Source organism: Nostoc sp. DSM 114159 (assembly GCF_053470285.1).
The window spans coordinates 5335032-5356986 of record NZ_JBPFEH010000001.1; the positions used below are offsets into that span (position 1 = coordinate 5335032).

The following is a 21955-nucleotide window of genomic DNA, read 5'->3' on the forward strand; positions in this document are numbered from 1 at the left end:
GGGGCAATACAGTTCGGTTAAAGAGAAAAGGGAAAAGGAAAAAGATGAATTCAAACCTTTACCCGCAAACCCATTCCCCTTTTCCCAAACCACAACAAATATGAAAAGTGCTTATCCGAACCGTATTGAGGGTGGGGTGTTAGAGACTTTTGCAAGAGGTTTTATTGATTGTTTTGTTATCAGCGTGCCGATGATAAAATGAACTATTTTACTAATACTATTTTACTAATATTTAAGTGCTTCAATGTTCATCTCATCGTCACCCTTACTTACAATTTTCTCGCTAACCATCGTCACAAATCTTGTTTGAAATAGCTGAATCAGCTCTCCCACTCAATAGGGATTTGAATCAATCCGTCCCCTTTTGACACTCCTGAGATAGTATCCAGAAGTTGGTCTATTTCTTAAGTTGAAGGTGTCGCCACTGCGGACTTTCCAAATTTTGTAATTGGAAAAGGTCAAAGGCTTTCGGGGTTCGCATACTTCTGGCAGATGATTGCCAAGTACAAAGTATGCCGCACCCCTACCCATAACTTTCACCAAACCGTTTTTATCCACAAGAACCGATGTACTTTCACTAACCGCTATACCTAAAACACTGCTAGATACACCATCCTTAATTTGACGGGCAATGAAAGTCATAATTCGACCCATTCTTTCCCGCCTGTCAAAATGTGTATCTACGATAGTTCCCTTCAAATTACTCCAATTGAAAAAATTGTAAGTAAAAGTAATGTCTCGGTAGGGATCTTCGAGTGCGTCTCTAGTTTCAATGCCTTTTTCGGAAGAAGCGCAAGCATCATAGACACAATCACTTTGGATCATTGCACCTGCACTAGTGCCACCAATTCCACCTCCCTTAAGGTAAACTGACTTAACGGCAGCCTCAAGCTTGGTATCTTTCCAGTTGCGGATATATTGACATTGATCCCCGCCAGCAAAGAAAACTACATCAGCATTTCGGATTTTTTCATAAATCTCAGCTTTGTTTGCCTCTTGTCTATCCCTAACCAGAAGAGTTTCCACAAAATTTACGCCCTTCATGGCATAAATTAGCCGATTGTAATCGTGATTACCATTAGTGCGGAGAACTACAACATTAACTTTAGTGCTGGAGTTACTACCTCCCCTAACTTGGTTAATCATCCACTGGATAGCATCATCGACATCGGGGCCTCCCCCACCCAAACTCAGGACTGGGCCCGCTAAGGAGGGACGGACATCAAAGGAGGGAGTGGAGGAGCGAACATCAACAGTATCACCCAGGAAGAAGCGTTTCCAGCTTGCAATAAAACGGGTTATTAGGAAGGTTCCCATCTTCAACAACTTGATTCCTGTACTTTTCAAGCGCCTTGCTATGCTTGGGAATGCCTTTGTCATACTAAACTTCTAGAGCAAACTGCAATTATTGCTAGGCTGTGACGTATTTTAATTGCTTATTTATTCGTGAAATTTGTCCTTTGTCATTAGTCATTTATCAGTTGTTGTGAATAACCAATTGACTTAGGGCAGTCTTAACGAAAAATGTACAATTTAGACGCGCACTAGTTTAACTGTGGCACTAGATCGGGTAGAATTTCCAGCGTACAGGTCTTGTACTGTTTGTTAACGCAAAATAACGCAGAGCGATCGCTAATTCTCTGCGTTACTGTGCAAAAATCTCTACATTGCTTGTAGCGTTTAATTCTGGTCAGATGAAACCTAAAATAGATTAGGTGTTGGTTGTCACTGTCCAGATCCTTCCGTAGTTACTGGGAATAGTTACCCAATATTCTGAATAACTGGGAACGCCGATTAAATTGTTTTCACCATTTAGTTCTTCCTGATAATTGCCAGCAATTGGGAACCAGAAGGGTACATCTCGATCGCGATCGCTAAAGTTAAGTGCTACTAGGCTAAACTTGTTACCATGTTTGCGCGAGAATAGCAGCACATTTTTGGAATGATAGCGGTCATAATCGTTGTAAAAGAAATGGTCGCCTTCGGTAAACTGCGGTTGCTGACTACGCAGTTTAATCAACTTACGTACTAAGGAAAGTACGCTCTTACCAATGGGGTCATAAAAATAATCCCATCGTACAGGTCGAAGCAACATCACTCTACCAAAACCTTGTTCTGGCAGGAAATAGTTTTCACCAAATTCCTGACCTTGCCACAGTAGCGGAATCCCTTTACCAGTGAAAATCCCAATTAGGTAAGGCTGGACTTTATACCATAAGTCACGATTACCTTCTTTTAATAAATCATTATCGCGGGCGATCGTACCAAAGTTACAAACAAAGCGGGAGTGGTCGTGATTTTCTATATATTGCAGTGCTGTTTTAGCAATTTTGTCACCATTGTTTGTAATCTCTGAAGGATAGCCATCTAGACCAAGTTTAAAGCCAAGATTAGCTAAATCACCTTTATTTCCATGAGCTACACTTTCAGCTGCACCAAAAGTTTCATTTTGCCAGGTAGAGTTGGTATAAGTTTGTTCGAGAATCTCCTTTGGCCCTTCTAATTGTTCAGCACACTGAATCAAATTGATCGTGTCATCCTTTGTGTCATTGTTAAAGAATCTCTGCCAATACTCGCCAGCTTGTCTTTTTTGTTTGACTGTTTTGTAAGTGTTAAAAACTAGGTTAGCGTAACCAACTCCTGTAGAACCATCCCAGTAATTGGGTACGCAGTCATAGCGAAAACCATCGACATGATAAACATCTAGCCAGTGATAGTTGACTGTATAGAAAAAGTCTTGGGTAAACTTGCGATTATAGTCTGTACTTTCGCCAAATAAATCTTTAGCAAATTTTCCCATAAAAGGATTATCACGATACCCTAGTTTTCTGTAAACATAAGAGTAGGGAAAACTATCACCAGTGTGACCATAAACGGCATCTACAATTACAGCAATGTTGTTTTGATGTGCTGCATCAATTAAATTTTGTAAATCTTTTCTGTTACCAAATCGTTCATCTACACCAAAATAGCCAATTGGTAAAAACCCCCAATCTACTGTTAAGGCTACATTGGAAAGTGGCATGATTTCCAGACAATTAACTCCCAAATCTGCTAGATAGCCGAGTTTTTCAATTGTTCCATCAATATTGCCGCCGAATTCATCAATCATCAATTCGTAGAGAACAATATCTTTTAAACTTGGAGTTTTCCAGGTTTTTTCTTTCTGGCTCCACTCATATTGTTGATAGCCAAGTGTGAAAGCGGATAATTTACCTACACCAAATTCTCTGGCAAAAGGGTCAATAATCCAATCTATTTCTCCCCGATTGGGATTTTGTAAGCAATAGCGATAAACATATCTACCTGGTTCTCCCCATGCGGATTTGGCACTGGGTTTTGATTGAGTTTTGATATCTATTTGAGTTGACCAATAATCACCATACTCTGAGTCGATAGAATGCTTGAGTTCAAATTCTAAGGGTTGAATATCTTGGAGAAATTGATCTTTTTCGTGGATAATTTTAATTATTAGTCGATTTCCATCCTTTTGAGAAACCCAAGGCAAAAATAGTCCAAAATCAACAATACCGTTGGCTTCTCTAGCTCCTAGTTTATCTAAAGGAAGCAGTTTCATATAGTCATCCTTGATGAATTAGCTTTTTCTAGTGTTACTAATTTCGGAATTCCAAAAATACAGCATAATTCAGGAGTAAAACACGCTTTCTACCTGGGTAACAGAAGCTTGTGTACCTTACCAACTTGAACTATGCTGTAATAGCTAAAACCAGATTAAATTTGCACTACTTCAGAAATTGCAGCAGTACCAGCTATAAACTTATCAAAGGTTGATTAAGGATTTATGCAAGTTCAAATAAAATTTTAGCTCCCCAACTTCTTGAAGAAATCGGGGAGCTATCTTACCACGGTATTTGCGATCGCTCTTGGACGACTTGCTGATATACTTGTTCAGTTTGCTTGGCTAGTTTCGGCCAGCTAAAACGGCGCTCTAAATCCTCATAAGCGTTATCCACCAGCCATTGGCGATAACCTGGATTTTTCAACACTTCCAAAATTCCCCAAGCTAAAGAATCGGGATTGTTCACCCAAGTGACAATGCCTGTTTTGGTATGTTGCACCACTTCTGGAAAACCACCAGTATCAGAAACTACTACAGGTACACGAGAAGCAAAGCTTTCTAAAGCTACAATCCCAAAGGGTTCGTAAAGACTCGGAAAAACCGCGCAGTCGGCGACAGTTTGAAATTTATCTAAGTATTCATCGGAGAGAAAACCGGTAAAATAGCAATGATGCCAAATTCCTAAATCCCAGGCTTGGCGCTTGAGATGGTCAGTATTGCCGCCACCAACGATTACAAATTTCACATTACCTCCCATTTCTGAAAGGATTTTGGGTGCGGCATTAAGTAATATGGGTATACCTTTTTCGTAAGTCATACGACCGAGGTAGTAAACTATTTTCTCTTCGTCTGCGGCAAATTGGCGGCGAAAATCCAGAGCATGAAAATCGATATGATGCTGTTTCTTTTCGGCTCGGATACCGTTATAAATGACATCGATTTTGTCCCAAGGACTATGTAGCGCTCGTTCTACTTCTTGGCGCATATAGTCGCTACAAACAATAATCCGCCAAGCGTTGTAAGCGAGCAAAGTTTCTTTGCCATTTATATAACTTTGAGTATCTGTGTGAATACCGTTATAGCGTCCGTATTCAGTAGCATGAATTGTGGCAATTAGTGGTATTTTAAAATTATGCTTGAGAGCGATCGCAGCATCTCCGACTAACCAATCATGGGCATGAATTAAATCAAAGGGCCCTTCTTCTAAAATCAATTTACCACCGTGATCTCCCATACTCAAGTTGAGATTCACTATCCAGTGGAAAAAGTCGTTGCTATATGCCACTGGCACTCGATGTATCTTTACTCCTTCAACTACTTCATACATCGATGCGTGACCAAACTCAGCTGTAATCAGGTGAATTTCATGTCCTAGCTTTACCAGTTCCGGGTACAACTCCGCCACATGTCGTGCAATTCCCCCAATAATCCTTGGTGGAAACTCCCAACTCAGTACCAGTATCTTCATCTACTAGACTCCCCAACACTTTATAAATATCTAACAAACTACATTTACCTAAAAATACAAGTCTGGCGAATGTAGTGAGTACTTTTACTAGAATTTTTAGATTTTTTAACAGTGATTTTGTTAAAGGCTATCGACTTTAAGCCCAGGATAAAAAGCAAGATATAGTAATAATTCGTAATGAAAACAATTGAGCCTCTGGCAACTCAGTTGTCAAGAAGGGATAACGACGGAAACTGCATGAACTCGATCCCGTCCTTGCTGTTTGGCTACATAAAGTGCTTTGTCTGCTGCATTAATCAAGTCTGGCGGCGAAATTTCGGAATTTGGCACAATGCTAACAACACCTAGACTAACGGTAACACGATCGCATACGCGAGATTGAGCATGGGGAATGGCTAAGTCGCGGACTGCTTGTCGAATAGTTTGAGCTACATAGATTGCTCCTTGAATCTCTGTATTAGGCAGAATGATAGCAAATTCTTCTCCACCGTAACGAGCAACTAAATCGGCTGGACGCTTAAGAATATTTTTGAGGGCACTTGCTAATTGCCACAAACAATCATCCCCTCCTAAATGACCATAAGTATCATTGTAGAGTTTAAAAAAATCGACATCTAACAAAATTAAAGACAGTGAAAGTTGCTCGCGTTTGAGTCGCTGCCACTCAGCTTCAAGATACTCATCAAATCGGCGGCGATTGGCTATTTGAGTCAAGCCATCTAGGGTAGCTAATCTTTGTAATTCTTCATTGGCTGCTTGCACTTGCTGGTAAAGTATTGATTGATGAATAGCGATCGCTACTTGACTAGCCAATTGCTGCAACAAATTCACTTCAAACGCTTGCCAATAACGAGGTGCGGTACACTGGTGAGCAATGAGTAAACCCCACAGATGCTCTTCATTCAAAATCGGCACTATTATAGCCGCTTTAACTTGATAGAGTTGTAATAACTCAAAAACCTCGGCTGAAAAATCAGATTCCTGAATATTATGGAAGACTTTAGGTAATCCCTGGTAATAGTCGCTAAAATCTCGTTTGAGCGAAAATGGGTGCATTGTCAGTTCTAATCTCTGAGGATAGTCATCACCCACTGATTTTGCCGCAAAATTTCCACTTCCGTCAGATTGTAACTGGTAGATAGCTACGGAATCTGAACCCAAACACTGGCGAATACTATTTACTGTTGTATTCAGAACCTCCTCCAAATTCAGTGATTGCCGAATCTGTTGAGTTACTTCAGTAATTAGCCGTTCTCCCTCTGCTTGCTGTCGCAACATCACTTCGGCTTCTTTACGAGTGCTAATGTCTTCTACCGAGCCAAGAATCTGCGTTGGAGTGCCGTTAGCATCTCTGGTAAATACGACTTCTCGTGTATTTAGCCAACGCCATTCTCCATTTTTGTGTCGGAATCGGTATTCAGTGGAAAGTACTTCATTGTCTTTAAGGTTGACAAAGCGAGTTGGTAAGTTATGGCAGAGGTATCGATCGTCTGGATGAAAGCAATTTATTAGCCACTGCGGATCTGCGTTACAAAATTCCTCTGGAGAGTAGCCTAAAATAGCCAGACTTTTCTGATTAAGATAGATACTTGTTCCTTGTAAGAGGTCAAACAAATACAAAATATGGGGTATAGTATTAGCAACCTTTTGCAGAAAGTCTTGACTGGAGCGCAATGCCTCTTCAGCTTTGCGGCGTTCCTGAAGCGCGACTTTATATTCAGTAATATCTCGTCCTTCTGAGATCAGTAGTGTCACACGCCCAGTTTCATCAAGTATAGGACGCAGTGAGAAATCAATCGCGATCGCTTGACCATCTCGACCTACAATGTCAATTTCATAGCGAATCGATTCACCATTAGCAGCAGCTGCGATCGCAGTTTTTAATTGCTCTTGAGTATTTAGAGAAATTGTCCACCACTTTGCTTCCCAAAAAGGCTTGCCAACTACTTCTTCCCGATTAATCCCAGCAAAGTCTAGTGCTGTTTGATTGGCTTCTAATACAATTCCATTCGGCTGAAGCAATCCGATAAATTGAATGGTTTGATTGAAAATCGCCCGGAATTTTTGCTCATTTTCACTTAAAGCTTGTTCTACCCGTTTGCGATCGGTAATATCTCGTCCAACAGATTGAAGTTCTACAATCGCACCTCGGTCATCAAATATCCCTCGAACAATCCACTGCGTCCACCGCACTCCTTGGCAAGCTACAACGCGATTTTCAATTGTGATAACGGGATTTTCTAAGCTAATGGAATTTACCAGACTAAAAACACGTTCTTGGTCTTCCTCAAACACAACAGGTTTGTAGTGCTGACCGATAATTGTGTCTCGCTCCAGTCCAAAAAATCGACAGTAAGCTTCATTAATAAAGGTAAAAGTGCCATCTGGTAAGCCTCTAGCAATCAATTCTGTTTGGTCTTCGAGGATGGTACGATAAAGTTCTTCGCTCTCTTGTGCTTGTTTGCGTAAACAAAGCTCGTCATAGACATCGCTAATATCCAATACTAAACCCTGAAGTAGCTGAGTTTGTCCATCGGCACAAAAAACGAGATTGGCTTGGTTTCGTACCCAAATTATTCTGCCATCGCGCCTAATCATCCGATACTCAATCCTCAAAGGCTCTCCGGTAGCGATTGTAGTATTTACAGCTTGCCAAAGGCGATCGCGATCGTTTGGATGAGTGTAATCTAACCAACTATTGAAACCAGGATTCCAATCTTCGGGAGCAATGCCCAATAATTGTTTCAGTTGCGGACTAATATAAGCTTCATTTGCAGTGGTATTAATCGGTGAGATATATACAACGCCCGGAATTTGTTCTACCAGAGTGCGATATTTTCGCTCTGCCTCAGAGAGTTTTTCTTGGGCCTGCTTGCGACTCATGATATTTTGGCTAGTGGTATAAAAGTAGTGATTTTTCTCTTGTCAGTCCTTATATAGCAAGGGTTTACAGTCTCTGCTATCACTATATATTTACCACTACCTTAGAAAATATACCAACAGCAAGTTACCACAATACTACTCGCTTTGTGCATTTTGAACTCAGAATTTGGTTTGGGGAAAAGGTTACTGGGGTTGGGTTAAAGGTTTTTTCTTTCCCTTTTCCCCCGCCCCTTATCCCCTTCTTGGGGCCCCACCTTCCCCTTTCTTTCAAGGGCAGGCTTTTAGGCTTTCGATAAATAGTTGAGAATGTTCTCAATTATTGAACGTAGTTTTAAGTTCTCAGACAATGGTTTTGGTTTTAAAATCCCAAAAATTTGTCTAATCAAAAAAACCTGCCCCAGAAAGCCTTCCCCTTTTCCCTAAAACCCGACAAGTATTGCAAGTTACCACTATTTCTTAAAAGATGCTGGAATTTTTCACTTTCCTTATGGTCTGGGGAATGGGTTTGCGGGTAAAGGATGTATTCAAAACCTTTTCCCTTTACCCTTTCCCCTTTACCCTTTAACCAAACCGTTTGTTTTTGGATAAACACTCTTAAATTAGCTTTGATCCAAGCGCAGTACTGCCATAAAGGCTTCCTGGGGTACATCTACTGTACCTACAGATTTCATCCGCTTTTTACCTTTTGCTTGCTTCTGCAAAAGTTTTTTCTTCCGACTGATGTCACCACCGTAGCATTTGGCTAACACATCTTTGCGCAAAGCTGGGATATGTTCGCTGGCAATAACTTTACTGCCAATAGATGCCTGAATTGGCACTTTGAATTGATGGCGGGGAATTAGTTCCTTGAGTTTTTCTGCCATTGCCCGTCCGACGTTGTAAGCTTTATCTCGATGCACAATCATCGCCAAGGAATCGACGGGATCGCCGTTAATCAGGATATCCAACTTCACCAAAGGATTTTCACGGTAGCCAATGATGTGATATTCCATACTGGCGTAACCGCGCGATCGCGATTTCATCTGGTCAAAAAAGTCAGTTACAACTTCCGCCAAAGGTAGCTCATAAGTAAGTGTAGTTCGTCCTTGGGCAAGATATTTCATATCTTTGAAGATGCCCCGACGATTTTGTGACAACTCCATCAAGGTGCCAACATAAGTTTCCGGGGTAATCATCTCTACTTGCACGTAAGGTTCTTCAATTCTTTCGCGATCGTTGGGAGAAGGTAAACGGCTAGGATTATCGATGTACAGTTCCTCACCTTTGACAGTAATCACCTTATAAACCACCGAGGGGGCTGTAATGATTAAATCCAGGTTATACTCTCGCTCTAGACGTTCTTGGACAATTTCCATGTGCAGCAAACCCAAGAACCCGCAACGGAAACCAAACCCCATCGCGCTCGAAGTTTCGGGTTCGTAATGCAGCGCTGCATCGTTGAGTTCCAGCTTTTCCAAAGCTTCCCGCAAATCTTCAAATTGATCGGCATCAATGGGGAACATTCCACAAAAAACCATCGGGTTCGCTTCTGCGTAACCTGGTAAGGGTGCATCTGCTTTCGCCTTACTGAGGGTAATTGTGTCTCCTACCCGTGCATCAGCTACAGCTTTAATTGCCGCTCCCAAATAGCCGACTTCCCCAGCGTGCAGTTCATCAACTTGCTTTTGCGTCGGAGAAAGGACACCTAATTCATCAATTTCAAATTCTTTACCCGATGCCATTAAATGGATGCGATCGCCTTTTTTTACGGTACCATCCATCACTCGGAAATACACAATTACTCCTCGGTAACTGTCGTAATAGCTATCAAAAATTAACGCTCGTAGGCGTTCATTTATCGTATTTTGCGGTGGCGGTATCCGCTCAACAACTGCTTCTAAAATCTCATCAATCCCAATTCCTTCTTTGGCAGAAGCCAGAATCGCCCCACTGCAATCTAGACCGATGATTTCTTCAATTTCGCCAATTACCCGTTCTGGTTCAGCCCCCGGCAAATCAATTTTATTCAAAACCGGGATAATTTCCAAGTTATTCTCTAACGCTAAATATACATTAGCCAAAGTTTGCGCCTCCACACCTTGGGACGCATCTACTACCAATAGCGCTCCTTCGCAAGCAACAAGAGAGCGGGAGACTTCATAAGAAAAATCCACGTGTCCCGGAGTATCAATCAAGTTCAGCACATACTGCTGACCATCTTTAGCTGTGTAGTTCATCCGGGCAGCTTGCAGCTTAATCGTAATGCCGCGCTCCCGTTCCAAATCCATATTGTCGAGAAACTGTTCCTTCATCTGTCGGTCTTCAACAGTGCCAGTAGCTTGTAGCAAGCGATCGGCGAGGGTTGATTTCCCGTGGTCGATGTGAGCAATAATACAAAAATTGCGAATGCGAACTGCGGGAACGTCAGTCATATACTATCTTTGCCTTAGCAGCAACCAAAGTTAAAAGGGCAATTTACTTAATGTATTTTAATGCTTTCTTAGCCAAGACGCTGCTAGCTTTTAGTGCTGAGTTAGGAGTTAAGAGTTATTATTTTTCCCCTGCTCCCACTTCGGCTCATTTCGGCTACGCTCAATGACCAACGCTCAGTGACCACCTGCCCCTCGGTCACTGAGCGACTTGCCTTGAGCGGAGTCGAAGCGAGTCGAAGTGCTGCTCCTCTGCTCCTCTGCACCCTGCGCCTCTTCACCCCATCTTGAACTTTTGATCTAAATAGGTGGACGTTTAAGAATATTATGAAGGTCTATTTGTCGCTGCTAGTATTCAACAGTTAGGAGCGTACAATAAATGTAAATAAGTACATCTAGGGATCGTGTCGGGATCGTGGGCAATTGCGACTGCTAATTGCCCGTAATTGCCAGATCGAGCGGCAAAATTTCTAGAGCCATTGTCTAGTCAGTTATATGAAAAATGCGATTTAAAACTTAAAACTGTTACTTTGGTGCTATTTCAGGGAACTATTGAACTGTGCCCTTGAAAATTTTTCAGCGAATTAGCCCAAATAAATGAATATAACTACTTTACAAAGCTTTAGACCAAACCAATTCAAAGAATTCAGAGTATATAAACCTATGAATATGAGAGAGAAAACTACCAAAGCGGAAAATACACCAGCCGATAAGGTAGAAATTGCTGTCCGCCTAGACTCCGAGTTACTAGAGCAAATTCAGCATCTCACCAATGACCCAAGTAAAGTAATTGAGGTGGCGATTCGCCAGTGGTTACGGGGTGAACTCCTTAGAGATGACGAACTAACGCGTACACCTGTGCGTACCCCTGTTCCTCCTCGCGGTGAATGGAACGATTAACGCCATTACCATTATTTAACTGTCAATGCAAGTTAAAAAAAGTAAAGTTTGCCAATCTGGTTTTCAGAACACCAAAGAATACCCCATCAAACACAAAAAAGCTGTAAAAATTTATGTTTAAATTTCAGCGGCTTTAGTAAAATTACGGTCGGATACCCTTTGTCTATCCAACTCAATTAATGACTATTACTGCCAATTCCCAATTGTCAAATGTATTTTCCCAAAATCTGGAATCTATTACCAGTAAGACTGATGGCTCATTACCAACTCTAGGAGCCGAGTTAGTTTATACGCAAGATGGGGCAGGGCGCTATCTGACCTTTTGTTGGCAGTACAGCGAACTCCTGGGGTTAAATACTGAAAAAATAGTTGACGAGCTCAACCAGACTCAAACCTTTGTCCCAGTCGATAAGGTTAGTTATTTGGAACGATTGCACCGAATTTTGACAAGTTTGGTGCCAGAAAGGTTTCAATGTTGGTTTAGCTACCACCAGGAATTATTTGAGTTGGACTTAGCGATCAGTCCGATTATGCCGAGTTTGGGAACCACTGCCACTACCGTTTTAGTGATGGGAAGGTTAGTACAAGCCACACTCAACAAAAAACAAGCGCGTGTGGCATCAAAAACGCCCACACAAATAGAGTTGGCTTTGCGTTCGCAGCAGCACCAAAAACTGGTAAATCGCATTACCAGAAATATTCGCCGGACATTAGATTTAGATATTATTTGGCAACAAACAGTTGACAGTTTAGGGAAAGCACTGCGGCTAGAACGCTGCATTATTTGTCCTTATCAGCCCTCAAGCTCAAAAGTGCAGGTGAAAGCTGAGTATCGCCAGCCAGAACTCAAATCAATGCTTGGCTTAGACATAGATATAGCTTCTGAGCCTGCCTTTGCTCAAGCCTTGGCAACCCTAGAACCAGTTACGATGGAAGTGCCTGGATACAAAGAGTCTGGGCGGCAGAAAACTTTAGTAGTTGCGACTTGCTATCAAGACCAAGCTAATGGATTGGTTGCCTTGAATTGGCAGGATGAATGCTACACATTAACAGAATCAGAATTAGAACTGGCAAAAGAAGCAGCAGATCAATTGGGAACTGCGATCGCTCATGCTACTTTATATGAAGAATTAGAAATAGCGCGTCAAAAAGCCGAAGAAGCTTCCCGCCTCAAAAGCGAGTTTCTGGCTAATGTATCTCATGAAATTCGTACCCCCCTCAACGGTATGATTGGCTTTTTGAAGCTGATTTTAGAAGGGATGGCAGACGATCCAGAAGAACAAAATCAGTTTTTAGCAGAAGCTCATCACTTATCGATACATCTGCTGAATATCATCAACGATATTTTGGACATTGCCAAAATCGAAGCTGGGAAAATGGAGCTAGCTTACGCTCCAGTCAAGCTAGATGAGCTATTCAGTCATGTAGAAGGTTTCATGCGTCCCCAAGCCGAAATGAGAAACCTCAGCTTTCAGATGCAAATGCCTGCTACCTCCGATGAAATCATTGTTCAAAGCAATTACCAACGGTTGTTACAAGTCATGCTCAATTTGGTAGGTAATGCCATCAAATTTACCCATGAGGGTGGCGTTACCGTCAGCGCTGATTTAGTACTCAAAAAGGCGAACTTTCAAGAGCAGCAATTTCCTGGCATGGTGAGAGTACGTGTGGCAGACACTGGTATTGGTGTTTCCTTAGACAAACAAGATAAATTGTTTCAATTATTCTCTCAGGTGGATGGCTCCCGCACTCGCCAGTACGGCGGCACAGGTTTGGGACTGGCAATATCCCAGAAGCTAGTGGAGGCAATGGGCGGCGAGGTACATTTTTATAGTCTGGGCGAAGGACTTGGCTCAACAGTCACATTCACCGTGCCACTATATCAACAACCAGTCATGGTTTCGTCTAACGATAGCGACTCAACAAGTAGTGCTGAGTGCTAAGTACTGAGTTTAGATACTTGGCAATAGTGGGTTTTGAGTTTTAAACTTTAAAGTTTTTTAGTAATTATTATTTAACCCACCTTCTGCACTCAGGACTGTCATAATCGGTTATTGCAGCAAGACTTTCAGACGTTACGTAGCTGCTCCATGTCATGCTTACTACTTTTACCCCTCATTGTCATTGCTGTTATATTTAATAAACCAATTTGTACTACTAACAATTCCTGTTGTTAGACACTGGGTTTTGATCCTTTGTAGTTTCTCGTTTACTCTAGCTTGAAGAGAGTCTAAAATTCGTTTAGCCTTTTCTGTCATTGCAGCCGCATATTGCCTCGTTTTTGAAGTATCCTCTGTATTCGCCCAAAAATCTTTTTGCTCCTCAAACCATATTTCTGCTCTACTTACTTCATCAAATGTATAACCTAGTTCTCGTATGGCTTCGTCATTAAGCCGATCAGCTATACATAGACGCATACGCCATAAACAATCTTCTAAGGTGCCATAATTGTAGTCTTGCTTTTCACCGTCAGGTGCGTTATTATCCTGTCTTACAAATATCCACTTACTCTCATCTGAGTATTTGCTATTAACCATAAGCCTTTTCGTTATGGAATCGTTCTTTACGACATTAGTAAATAGTACAGTTTTTACCAAAACCCGAACATAGTGTCAAATGTCAATACGACCTCTGTGAGGGTTGGCAGCTTGCAAAAGAGACTTAACGGAAAAAGTCAGATTACTTATTACTCAGCACTCTTGAGGGGTATTGGAAAAAACCTTCCTTGTCCTCACCTGTTTGTGTTCTCTTCAGTACTTTAAAAGCTAAAGTAGAGTAGGAGGGCTTGCACGAGAAATTGTTCAGCTAACCTAATATCGAGTTGCTAAAACCAGCAGTGGTTGAGTCAAAAGTCATAAAAAACTGACGCCTGACAATCTAGCGGCAATTAGATTTAGGATCGATTTAACAAAGCTGGAAAATAAAACTTTGGATAATGGTTAATGAGTAAGGGTGCATTGGTTAGAGGGATCTTTATTATTCAATGCCCCATGCCCCATTCCCCATGCCCATCCCTAACTTAGCAGGTCTAAACTATGGAACTCACAATTGACAACGTTGAAACAGTCTTAGATGAAATGCGCCCTTATCTCATGTCTGATGGCGGCAACGTGGAACTCGTAGAACTTGATGGGCCCGTTGTCAAACTGCGGCTGCAAGGTGCTTGTGGATCTTGTCCCAGTTCTGCAATGACCCTGAGAATGGGTATTGAGCGCCGCCTTAAGGAAATGATTCCCGAAATTGCAGAAATTGAACAAGTGGTGTAAAAGTTAGGAGTTAGGAGTTAGGAGTTATGAGTTTTGAATTAACTCCTAACTCCTCATTCTTAACTCCTAACTATTTCTATGTCCCATCCTCTCTACATTGCTTTTATCTGGCATCAACATCAGCCGCTGTACAAGTCCCCTGGCAGCGGCGTTTCGCTATCTCCCAGTCAGCAGTACCGTCTCCCTTGGGTACGCTTGCATGGAACTAAAGATTATTTGGATTTGGTATTGCTCTTAGAGCGGTATCCTAAGTTACACCAAACGGTGAATTTAGTTCCATCGTTGATATTGCAACTCGAAGATTATATTGCTGGCACTGCTTTTGACCCTTACCTCACAGCCAGCTTGACACCGGATGAGCAACTCACCCAGCAACAGCGTGAATTTATTATCCAACACTTTTTTGATGCCAATCACCATACCCTGATCGATCCTCATCCCCGCTATGCCGAGTTGTACCAGCAAAGGCAGGAAAAAGGGCAAGCTTGGTGTTTAGCAAATTGGGAATTGCCAGATTATGGTGATTTGCTAGCTTGGCACAATTTGACTTGGATCGATCCGCTGTTTTGGGATGACCCGGAAATTGCTGCTTGGTTAAAAAAGGGTCGGAATTTTACTTTAAGCGATCGCCAGCGCATTTATTCTAAACAGCGAGAAATTCTTAGCCGAATTATCCCCCAACATCGGAAAATGCAGGAGGCGGGACAGCTAGAAGTTACCACCACGCCTTACACCCACCCGATTTTACCCTTGCTAGCTGATACCAACTCCGGTCGGGTAGCTGTGCCCAATATGACACTACCAAAGCAGCGCTTTCAGTGGGAAGAAGATATTCCCCGCCACTTGCGGAAAGCTTGGAACTTTTATAAAGAGCGCTTTGGACAGATACCTCGTGGTTTGTGGCCTTCGGAGCAGTCCGTAAGTCCACAGATACTTCCACACATTATTAACCAAGGGTTTAAGTGGATATGCTCAGATGAAGCCGTCTTAGGGTGGACGCTGAAACACTTTTTTCATCGGGATGGAGCGGGGGATGTAGAGCAACCAGAATTGTTGTATCGACCCTATCGCCTGCAAACCGCCGAGGGTGATTTATCAATTGTATTTCGCGACCATAGATTATCAGACTTGATTGGTTTTACTTATGGTGCAATGCCTGCAAAAAAGGCAGCCGCCGATTTAGTAGGACATTTGCAAGCGATCGCTAAAATGCAAAGAGATAGTCATAGCGAACAACCTTGGCTAGTTACCATCGCTTTGGACGGCGAAAATTGCTGGGAATTTTATCCCCAAGATGGCAAACCTTTCCTAGAAGCTTTATATCAAAGTTTGAGCGATGAACCTCGCCTCAAACTCGTCACTGTCTCCGAATTTCTCGAAGAATTTCCAGCCACAGCCACCATTCCGGGAGGACAACTACATAGCGGTTCTTGGGTAGATGGCAGTTTTACCACTTGGATCGGTGACCCCACCAAAAATCGTGCATGGGATTATTTGACAGAAGCTAGAATTATGCTTGCAAATCATCCCGAAGCGACGGAAGAAAACAACCCCGAAGCGTGGGAAGCATTGTATGCCGCAGAGGGTTCCGACTGGTTCTGGTGGTTTGGTGCAGGACACTCCTCAAATCAAGATGCCATCTTTGACCGATTGTTTCGAGAACATCTGTTTGGCATTTACAAGGCATTAAATGAACCTGTACCGCCCTATCTCAAGCAACCAGTAGAAATCCACGAAGCACAGAAAAACCACACCCCACAAGGATTTATTCATCCCGTCATTGATGGTAGGGGTGATGAGCAAGATTGGGACAAAGCTGGACGCATAGAAATCGGCGGGGCGCGAGGGACGATGCACAATAGTAGTGTCATCCAGCGACTTTGGTATGGGGTCGATCACTTAAATTTCTATTTACGGCTAGACTTTAAAAGTGGTGCTGCACCAGGACGGGATTTGCCAACAGAATTGAATTTGTTGTGGTTCTATCCAGAAAAAACAATGGTCAATAGCCCAGTTCCCTTGGCAAATGTACCAGATGCAGCCCCACTGAATTACCTTTTCCACCATCTTTTAGAAGTTAACTTGCTGACGCAATCGATTCAGTTCCGGGAAGCGGGAGACAATCATCAATGGCATCCCCGTTTCAGTCGCGCTCAAGTAGCAATAAATAGTTGTTTAGAGTTGGCAGTACCGTGGGCAGACTTGCAAGTTCCGCCAGATTATCCTCTGCGTCTGATTTTGGTGCTTGCAGATGAAGGGCGTTTTTCCAACTATTTGCCAGAAAATGCTTTGATTCCCATTGAGGTGCCTTAACATTTAATATTCTTGGTGTTATACCATTTCACGAAATACATATTTAGGGGCGTACATCTGTATGCCTCTACAGATGATTCATTGATGTTACAAAGATTTTTGAAAATCATATTTATTTAATTTTTTTAGTCTTAAATATATTTGGCTATGTTCAAACTATATATTTAGACTAGGTTTCAGAACGGAGAGGGCAGGGTGGTTTCATACGAAAAAAGAAAAATACATAAGTCTTGATTTCTCATGTATAATCATAGATTTTGACCCCTCTCCAAACCTCTCCCCGAAGCGGAGAGAGGCTTTGAAACCCATTTTTAGTTTTTCTCTCGTTACATAAAACCACCCTGGGTTTCAGAACGGAGAGGGGGGGATTCGAACCCCCGTTAAGTTTCCCTAAACAGACTTTCCAGGTCTGCGCCTTAAACCACTCGGCCACCTCTCCAGGTGTCATAAGTTCCGATCATACTATAAAATCCCAGAAAATGCAAAGATAAAGAAAGATATTCTAGATTGAATTTGATAGTCCTAATCCCAAAACGCAAATCCAGATGTCCCGTACATACACAATTAAAGTTCGCGATCGCGCCACTAACAAAACATACACCCTACAAGTGCCAGAAGACCGCTACATCCTGCACACTGGCGAAAAACAAGGGGTGGAACTACCGTTTTCCTGTCGCAACGGGGCTTGCACTGCTTGTGCTGTGAGAGTGTTATCAGGAGAAATTTACCAACCAGAAGCGATCGGCTTGTCGCCAGATTTACGTAAGCAAGGTTATGCCTTGTTGTGTGTGAGTTACCCCCGTTCTGACTTGGAAGTAGAGACGCAAGATGAAGATGAAGTTTACGAACTCCAGTTTGGACGCTATTTTGCTAGGGGAAGAGTTAAAGCAGGTTTACCCTTAGATGAGGAATGAAGAACAATTCAGAATTCAGGAGTCAGAATTCAGAATTCTGTCTCGATAAACAATTCAAAATCACCGAATTTTTGATGCCTGTAAATTTTGGTGACTGGGTGCGAAAAATAGCGATTTTGGCTTGCTTATTACTCTTGGTGAGTTGTCAAGGTAAAAACCAGCTGCCGAACAATGAAGCCCAGGTGAAAGTAGCGCGGGTAGTTAGTGGGCAAAGTTTGGAAGTTTTGGGCATGGCTGAACAACCAAATTTGATTTCCCAAGTGCGGTTAGTGGGTGTTGATGCACCAGATTTGCGACAACGCCCTTGGGGGGAAGCAGCAAAAGAACAGTTAGAGAATCTAATTGGTGGTGTAGAACAATCGGTAACGCTGGAGTTTGATTTAGAAGCAAAAGACAAAATCGGGCGAACTCTAGCTTATGTGTGGAAAAATAAGGTGTTATTGAATGAAGAATTAGTTAAACAAGGGAATGCAATGTTTGTAGGGCGATCGCCTAACCATAAGTATGACCTGCGTTTAGAACGTGCCCAACAATGGGCTAGACTCATGGGGCAAGGAATCTGGAACCCAGAAAAGCCCATGCGCCTCACTCCCGCCGAGTTTCGCCGCCAAAATCTTTGAGGAGCAGGGGGCAGGGAGCAGGGAAAGCAGGGGGCAGAGGAGCAGGGGAGCAGGGAAGCAGGGGAGGCAGGGGGGCTGGGGAAAAGGTTAAAGGTTAAAGGGAAAAGGAATAAATTTAATCTTTCCCCTTTTCCCCTTACCCCTTTCCCTTTCCCCATACCCAATGACAAATGACAAATACTTCGGCTTCTCTTCGAGACGCTACGCGAACGCTCAGTACAAGTGACAAATGACAAATGACAAATTTACAAATTTTTCTAGATATTGCGACAGAAGCGGCTTTGGCTGCTGGTGCTATTTTGCAAGGTTACTTGGGTAAGTTAGAAGATGCAATTATTGAAAAAGGACGCTCTGGTGATTTAGTCACGGCTGCTGATAAAGCTTCAGAAGAGTTAATTTTAGAAATTTTGCGTTGCCACTTTCCCCAGCATTCGATCCTCGCTGAAGAATCAGGGAAATTAGGTAATCAACAGAATGAGTACCTCTGGGCAATAGATCCTCTCGATGGCACAACCAACTACGCTCATCAATACCCATTTTTCGCCGTTTCCATCGGGCTGTTAATTAATGGTGTTCCCCAAGTCGGTGTAATTTATGACCCATTCCACAACGAGCTATTCCGTGCTGCTGCTGGCTTCGGGGCAACGCGTAACCGTCAGCCCATCAAGGTTTCATTAACATCTGAACTGAGTAAAAGCCTACTAGTAACAGGATTTGCCTACGATCGCCGCGAAACCTCTGATAACAACTACGCAGAATTTACTCATCTTACCCATCTTACCCAAGGAGTTAGACGTAGCGGTTCGGCATCGCTCGATTTGGCTTATGTTGCCTGTGGACGTGTCGATGGTTACTGGGAACGGGGACTTTCTCCTTGGGATATTGCTGCTGGGATAATTTTGGTACAAGAAGCCGGGGGCAAAATCACCGCCTACGATGGTACTGCTGTCAAAATTGAGTCAGGTAGAATTCTTGCTACAAATAGTTATATTCACGACTCTCTCAGTAACGAACTTTTACGGGTTCCGCCACTGTCAGCTTGGGTGTAGCAGATGGGGGCTTTCTCTACGACTTTGGGTACACTAAAAGCAATCTAACTGCTCCCTTGGTGTAAAAACTCTATATGTCTTTCAAAATAGATCGTGGACTATTTAAATATGATTTCATAGATCATCACGCAGTGCTGTGCGCTCCTGTTGATGCGGATGTCAAAGAAATTCGCAAACGCTATCTCCAAGTCGCCCGTCGTTTGCACCCAGACAGTAGTCTTACTGAAACGGCTGCTCAAAAACATCTCGGTAATGAATTGTTATCAAAGCTGGTTAACCCAGCTTACGAAAAACTCTCTGGCGATCGCACTCGCACTGAATATATTCTAATTTTGTCGCAAATTGGCAAGCGTCTGGTACAAGAATCAACTGCGGTAACTCTAAATACCGACTTGGCTAAACAGTTAGTTGAGGCAGCTAATATCGATCATTTTTATAAAACTGCGATCGCCAAACTAGCCCAAACTCAATATGATTCTTTAGAACAAGCACTGCAAGTCATTGCCCAAGCTAGTGAGTTGAATTTAGTGTATTTAATGCGGAGTGCGGGTAAAGCATCCGCCGCGCCGCCACCTGCTCAACCGAAAGTCCAATCAGGTACACCTCAACCAAATACACCAAAAAATACACCACCAACACCAGCACCAGCACCACCAAAAGAAGACTTGATTGTAGAGCAGTATATTCGTCGCGCTCAATCTTTGATTGACAAAAACCAATTTGCCCCAGCCAAAGTAGAGTTGCAAGAGGCCCTGAAGCTAGAACCAAAAAATAGTCGCTGTCATAGCTTAATTGCAATGGTGTATTTGAAGCAAAATCAGCTAAAAATGGCTAAAATCCACTTTGACAACGCTCTAAAATTAGATCCCAGTGACGAAACGGCTCTACAATGGAAACCTAAAATAGATAAGGCTTTAGGACAACAACCTAGCGATCAGAAGGTGACTTCATCCCCCAATAATGGAGATAAGCAACCAGATAAATCTGGTAGTGGTTTGTTCGGTGGTTTGTTTGGTGGGAAGAAAAAATAATGGTGTATCAACCAGCAGCGGGAGCCAGGGATTTATTGCCCTTGGATGTGGAGAAAAAACGCTGGATTGAAGATCGGTTACAGCAGGTGTTTCACCGTTGGGGATATCACAGGATTATCACCTCGACTTTAGAGCGGATGGATACCCTGATGGCGGGGGAAGCAATCCAGCGTCAGATGGTGATTCAACTACAACAAAATGGTGAAGATGATGAATTAGGACTACGTCCAGAATTAACAGCATCTATTGCTCGTACTGTTGTCACTCGGATGGCTGGTGTCACTTATCCACAACGGTTGTATTACAACGCCAATGTGTTTCGTCGCACTTGGGAAAGTAGGCATAATCGCCAGCAAGAGTTTTATCAAGCTGGGGTGGAATTGTTAGGTGCTGGCGGATTGTTGGCAAATGCCGAAGTCCTGCTGTTAGTAGCAGATTGTTTGGCAGCATTGGGTTTGCAGGGATGGCATTTAATTTTGGGTGAAGCGGGAATTACCCGATCGCTCCTGAGTGCCTTTCCTGCTAATTTACAGGATCGAGTTCGTAGTGCGATCGCTCATCTTGACCGCATCACCATAGATAATTTACCCCTAAGTGACAAACTCCGCGATCGCGCCCAAATCATCATGGATTTGCGCGGGCCAAGTACAGATGTGTTGCAAAAAGTTAGTAGTCTGGATTTAGATGAAGAACAGCGAGAGGCAGTGAATAACCTCAAATCCCTAGTAGAATTACTAGAATCAGAGAAAAAATTTCCGTTAATCCTCGATCTGAGCCTGATCCAAACCATAGATTACTACACTGGTATTGTATTTGAAGTTGTCAACGATACCGAATCTCAAGCCAGAGTTTTAGGGCGCGGTGGTCGCTATGACCAGCTTTTGGGGCTATATCATCCTCAAGGAGAAAATATTCCCGGAATTGGTTTTGGACTAAGTATCGAAGATTTATACCAAGTTCTGTTGTCTACTCAGCAATTACCACAAGAAACTCCAGCGACTGACTGGTTGGTAGCACCAGAGACAGCTAGTGCTAACGCCGCCGCCTTTGTCTACGCACAAAAACTCAGAGATTCTACTGATTTGGTGCGAGTAGAAATTGACTTAGGAGGAAGAGATGCAGAAGCGATTCGCCAATATGCAAGCGATCGCCGCATTGCCCAAATTGCCTGGATCAAAGCTGATGGTTCACCAAAAATAGAACCATTACGTTAACTAAGTTGGGCATTGGGCATGGGCCAAACAGGGCATGGAGAAGAGACAAGGTAGACAAGGAAGAGGGGGGAGACTTGGGAGAGATTCAAGAATTTCCCCTTGTCTCCCTTGTCCCCTGTCCCCTTGTCTCCCCTGCTCCCACTTCGGCTACGCTCAGTGACCACCTGCTCCTCGGTCACTGAGCGTAGTCGTTCGCGGAGCGTCTCGCAGAGAAGTGCTGCTCCCCCTGCTCCCCCTGCTCCCCTGCTCCCCTGCTCTCCCCTCCCCTGCTAGTCTAGAAAGAGCCGATACAGAAGAGAGGGAATCGAG

Annotated in this window: 15 protein-coding genes and 1 tRNA gene; 9 read left to right on the top strand and 7 right to left on the bottom strand. The window is 43.0% G+C overall.

Annotated features, from left to right (window positions below; all coding sequences use genetic code 11):
* Positions 1 to 333: 333 nt before the first annotated feature.
* The 5 genes from ACR5KR_RS22105 to lepA all read right to left on the bottom strand — a co-directional run bounded on the left by ACR5KR_RS22105 (position 334) and on the right by lepA (position 10342).
* Positions 334 to 1380 carry a cyanophycinase gene (locus ACR5KR_RS22105; RefSeq protein ID WP_322696019.1) on the bottom strand — a complete coding sequence of 349 codons (1047 nt, stop codon included), beginning with the start codon at positions 1378 to 1380 and terminating at the stop codon, positions 334 to 336.
* Positions 1381 to 1711: 331 nt separating this feature from the next.
* The gene (locus ACR5KR_RS22110) at positions 1712 to 3577 is read right to left on the bottom strand and encodes an alpha-amylase family glycosyl hydrolase (RefSeq protein ID WP_448268044.1); all 1866 of its coding nucleotides are present in this window, start codon (positions 3575 to 3577) and stop codon (positions 1712 to 1714) included.
* A gap of 283 nt (positions 3578 to 3860) precedes the next feature.
* Entirely contained in the window at positions 3861 to 5048 is a 1188-nt protein-coding gene (locus ACR5KR_RS22115; protein WP_445630491.1) for a glycosyltransferase family 4 protein, read from the bottom strand.
* Positions 5049 to 5258: 210 nt separating this feature from the next.
* Positions 5259 to 7931 (bottom strand): PAS domain S-box protein, encoded by a 2673-nt coding sequence (locus ACR5KR_RS22120; protein ID WP_448268045.1) that lies wholly within the window; start codon positions 7929 to 7931, stop codon positions 5259 to 5261.
* Positions 7932 to 8530: 599 nt separating this feature from the next.
* Positions 8531 to 10342, bottom strand: a complete 1812-nt coding sequence (gene lepA, locus ACR5KR_RS22125; RefSeq protein WP_448268046.1) for a translation elongation factor 4 — start codon at positions 10340 to 10342, stop codon at positions 8531 to 8533.
* 660 nt (positions 10343 to 11002) lie between these two features.
* Between lepA and ACR5KR_RS22130 the strand changes: the two genes are divergently transcribed.
* A complete protein-coding gene (locus ACR5KR_RS22130) occupies positions 11003 to 11239 on the top strand; it encodes a hypothetical protein (RefSeq protein ID WP_094353260.1) in 237 nt (78 codons plus the stop codon).
* A gap of 179 nt (positions 11240 to 11418) precedes the next feature.
* Positions 11419 to 13182 (top strand): sensor histidine kinase, encoded by a 1764-nt coding sequence (locus ACR5KR_RS22135; RefSeq protein ID WP_445630488.1) that lies wholly within the window; start codon positions 11419 to 11421, stop codon positions 13180 to 13182.
* Between the two features lie 165 nt (positions 13183 to 13347).
* Here ACR5KR_RS22135 and ACR5KR_RS22140 read toward each other — a convergent pair whose 3' ends face one another.
* Positions 13348 to 13776, bottom strand: a complete 429-nt coding sequence (locus tag ACR5KR_RS22140) for a hypothetical protein (protein ID WP_445630487.1) — start codon at positions 13774 to 13776, stop codon at positions 13348 to 13350.
* 498 nt (positions 13777 to 14274) lie between these two features.
* On the opposite strand from ACR5KR_RS22140, the gene ACR5KR_RS22145 reads away from it, so the two are divergent.
* Together ACR5KR_RS22145 and ACR5KR_RS22150 are read left to right on the top strand one after the other, a co-directional pair.
* A complete protein-coding gene (locus ACR5KR_RS22145; RefSeq protein ID WP_012408256.1) occupies positions 14275 to 14505 on the top strand; it encodes a NifU family protein in 231 nt (76 codons plus the stop codon).
* Positions 14506 to 14583: 78 nt separating this feature from the next.
* A complete protein-coding gene (locus ACR5KR_RS22150; protein ID WP_448268047.1) occupies positions 14584 to 16818 on the top strand; it encodes a glycoside hydrolase in 2235 nt (744 codons plus the stop codon).
* A gap of 354 nt (positions 16819 to 17172) precedes the next feature.
* Here ACR5KR_RS22150 and ACR5KR_RS22155 read toward each other — a convergent pair.
* Positions 17173 to 17257, bottom strand: a tRNA-Ser gene (locus ACR5KR_RS22155).
* Positions 17258 to 17363: 106 nt separating this feature from the next.
* Between ACR5KR_RS22155 and ACR5KR_RS22160 the strand changes: the two genes are divergently transcribed.
* From ACR5KR_RS22160 to ACR5KR_RS22180, 5 genes are all read left to right on the top strand, one after another.
* Complete coding sequence (locus tag ACR5KR_RS22160) at positions 17364 to 17732, top strand: 2Fe-2S iron-sulfur cluster-binding protein (RefSeq protein ID WP_445630485.1); 369 nt, start codon at positions 17364 to 17366, stop codon at positions 17730 to 17732.
* A gap of 74 nt (positions 17733 to 17806) precedes the next feature.
* A complete protein-coding gene (locus ACR5KR_RS22165; RefSeq protein ID WP_448270289.1) occupies positions 17807 to 18352 on the top strand; it encodes a thermonuclease family protein in 546 nt (181 codons plus the stop codon).
* A gap of 236 nt (positions 18353 to 18588) precedes the next feature.
* Positions 18589 to 19401 (top strand): inositol monophosphatase family protein, encoded by an 813-nt coding sequence (locus tag ACR5KR_RS22170; RefSeq protein ID WP_445630484.1) that lies wholly within the window; start codon positions 18589 to 18591, stop codon positions 19399 to 19401.
* A 74-nt stretch (positions 19402 to 19475) separates the two neighbouring features.
* A complete protein-coding gene (locus ACR5KR_RS22175) occupies positions 19476 to 20432 on the top strand; it encodes a J domain-containing protein (RefSeq protein WP_448268048.1) in 957 nt (318 codons plus the stop codon).
* On the top strand, positions 20432 to 21646 hold the full coding sequence (locus ACR5KR_RS22180; RefSeq protein ID WP_445630482.1) for an ATP phosphoribosyltransferase regulatory subunit: 1215 nt from the start codon (positions 20432 to 20434) through the stop codon (positions 21644 to 21646). The genes ACR5KR_RS22175 and ACR5KR_RS22180 overlap by 1 nt, the downstream gene beginning before the upstream one ends.
* Positions 21647 to 21955: the final 309 nt, after the last annotated feature.

Bases quoted from the DNA above. Each gene is read 5' to 3' on its own strand.
- ACR5KR_RS22105 (WP_322696019.1), bottom strand. From the start codon at position 1,380: ATGACAAAGGCATTCCCAAGCATAGCAAGGCGCTTGAAAAGTACAGGA.
- ACR5KR_RS22110 (WP_448268044.1), bottom strand. From the start codon at position 3,577: ATGAAACTGCTTCCTTTAGATAAACTAGGAGCTAGAGAAGCCAACGGT.
- ACR5KR_RS22115 (WP_445630491.1), bottom strand. From the start codon at position 5,048: ATGAAGATACTGGTACTGAGTTGGGAGTTTCCACCAAGGATTATTGGG.
- ACR5KR_RS22120 (WP_448268045.1), bottom strand. From the start codon at position 7,931: ATGAGTCGCAAGCAGGCCCAAGAAAAACTCTCTGAGGCAGAGCGAAAA.
- lepA (WP_448268046.1), bottom strand. From the start codon at position 10,342: ATGACTGACGTTCCCGCAGTTCGCATTCGCAATTTTTGTATTATTGCT.
- ACR5KR_RS22130 (WP_094353260.1), top strand. From the start codon at position 11,003: ATGAATATGAGAGAGAAAACTACCAAAGCGGAAAATACACCAGCCGAT.
- ACR5KR_RS22135 (WP_445630488.1), top strand. From the start codon at position 11,419: ATGACTATTACTGCCAATTCCCAATTGTCAAATGTATTTTCCCAAAAT.
- ACR5KR_RS22140 (WP_445630487.1), bottom strand. From the start codon at position 13,776: ATGGTTAATAGCAAATACTCAGATGAGAGTAAGTGGATATTTGTAAGA.
- ACR5KR_RS22145 (WP_012408256.1), top strand. From the start codon at position 14,275: ATGGAACTCACAATTGACAACGTTGAAACAGTCTTAGATGAAATGCGC.
- ACR5KR_RS22150 (WP_448268047.1), top strand. From the start codon at position 14,584: ATGTCCCATCCTCTCTACATTGCTTTTATCTGGCATCAACATCAGCCG.
- ACR5KR_RS22160 (WP_445630485.1), top strand. From the start codon at position 17,364: ATGTCCCGTACATACACAATTAAAGTTCGCGATCGCGCCACTAACAAA.
- ACR5KR_RS22165 (WP_448270289.1), top strand. From the start codon at position 17,807: ATGCCTGTAAATTTTGGTGACTGGGTGCGAAAAATAGCGATTTTGGCT.
- ACR5KR_RS22170 (WP_445630484.1), top strand. From the start codon at position 18,589: ATGACAAATTTACAAATTTTTCTAGATATTGCGACAGAAGCGGCTTTG.
- ACR5KR_RS22175 (WP_448268048.1), top strand. From the start codon at position 19,476: ATGTCTTTCAAAATAGATCGTGGACTATTTAAATATGATTTCATAGAT.
- ACR5KR_RS22180 (WP_445630482.1), top strand. From the start codon at position 20,432: ATGGTGTATCAACCAGCAGCGGGAGCCAGGGATTTATTGCCCTTGGAT.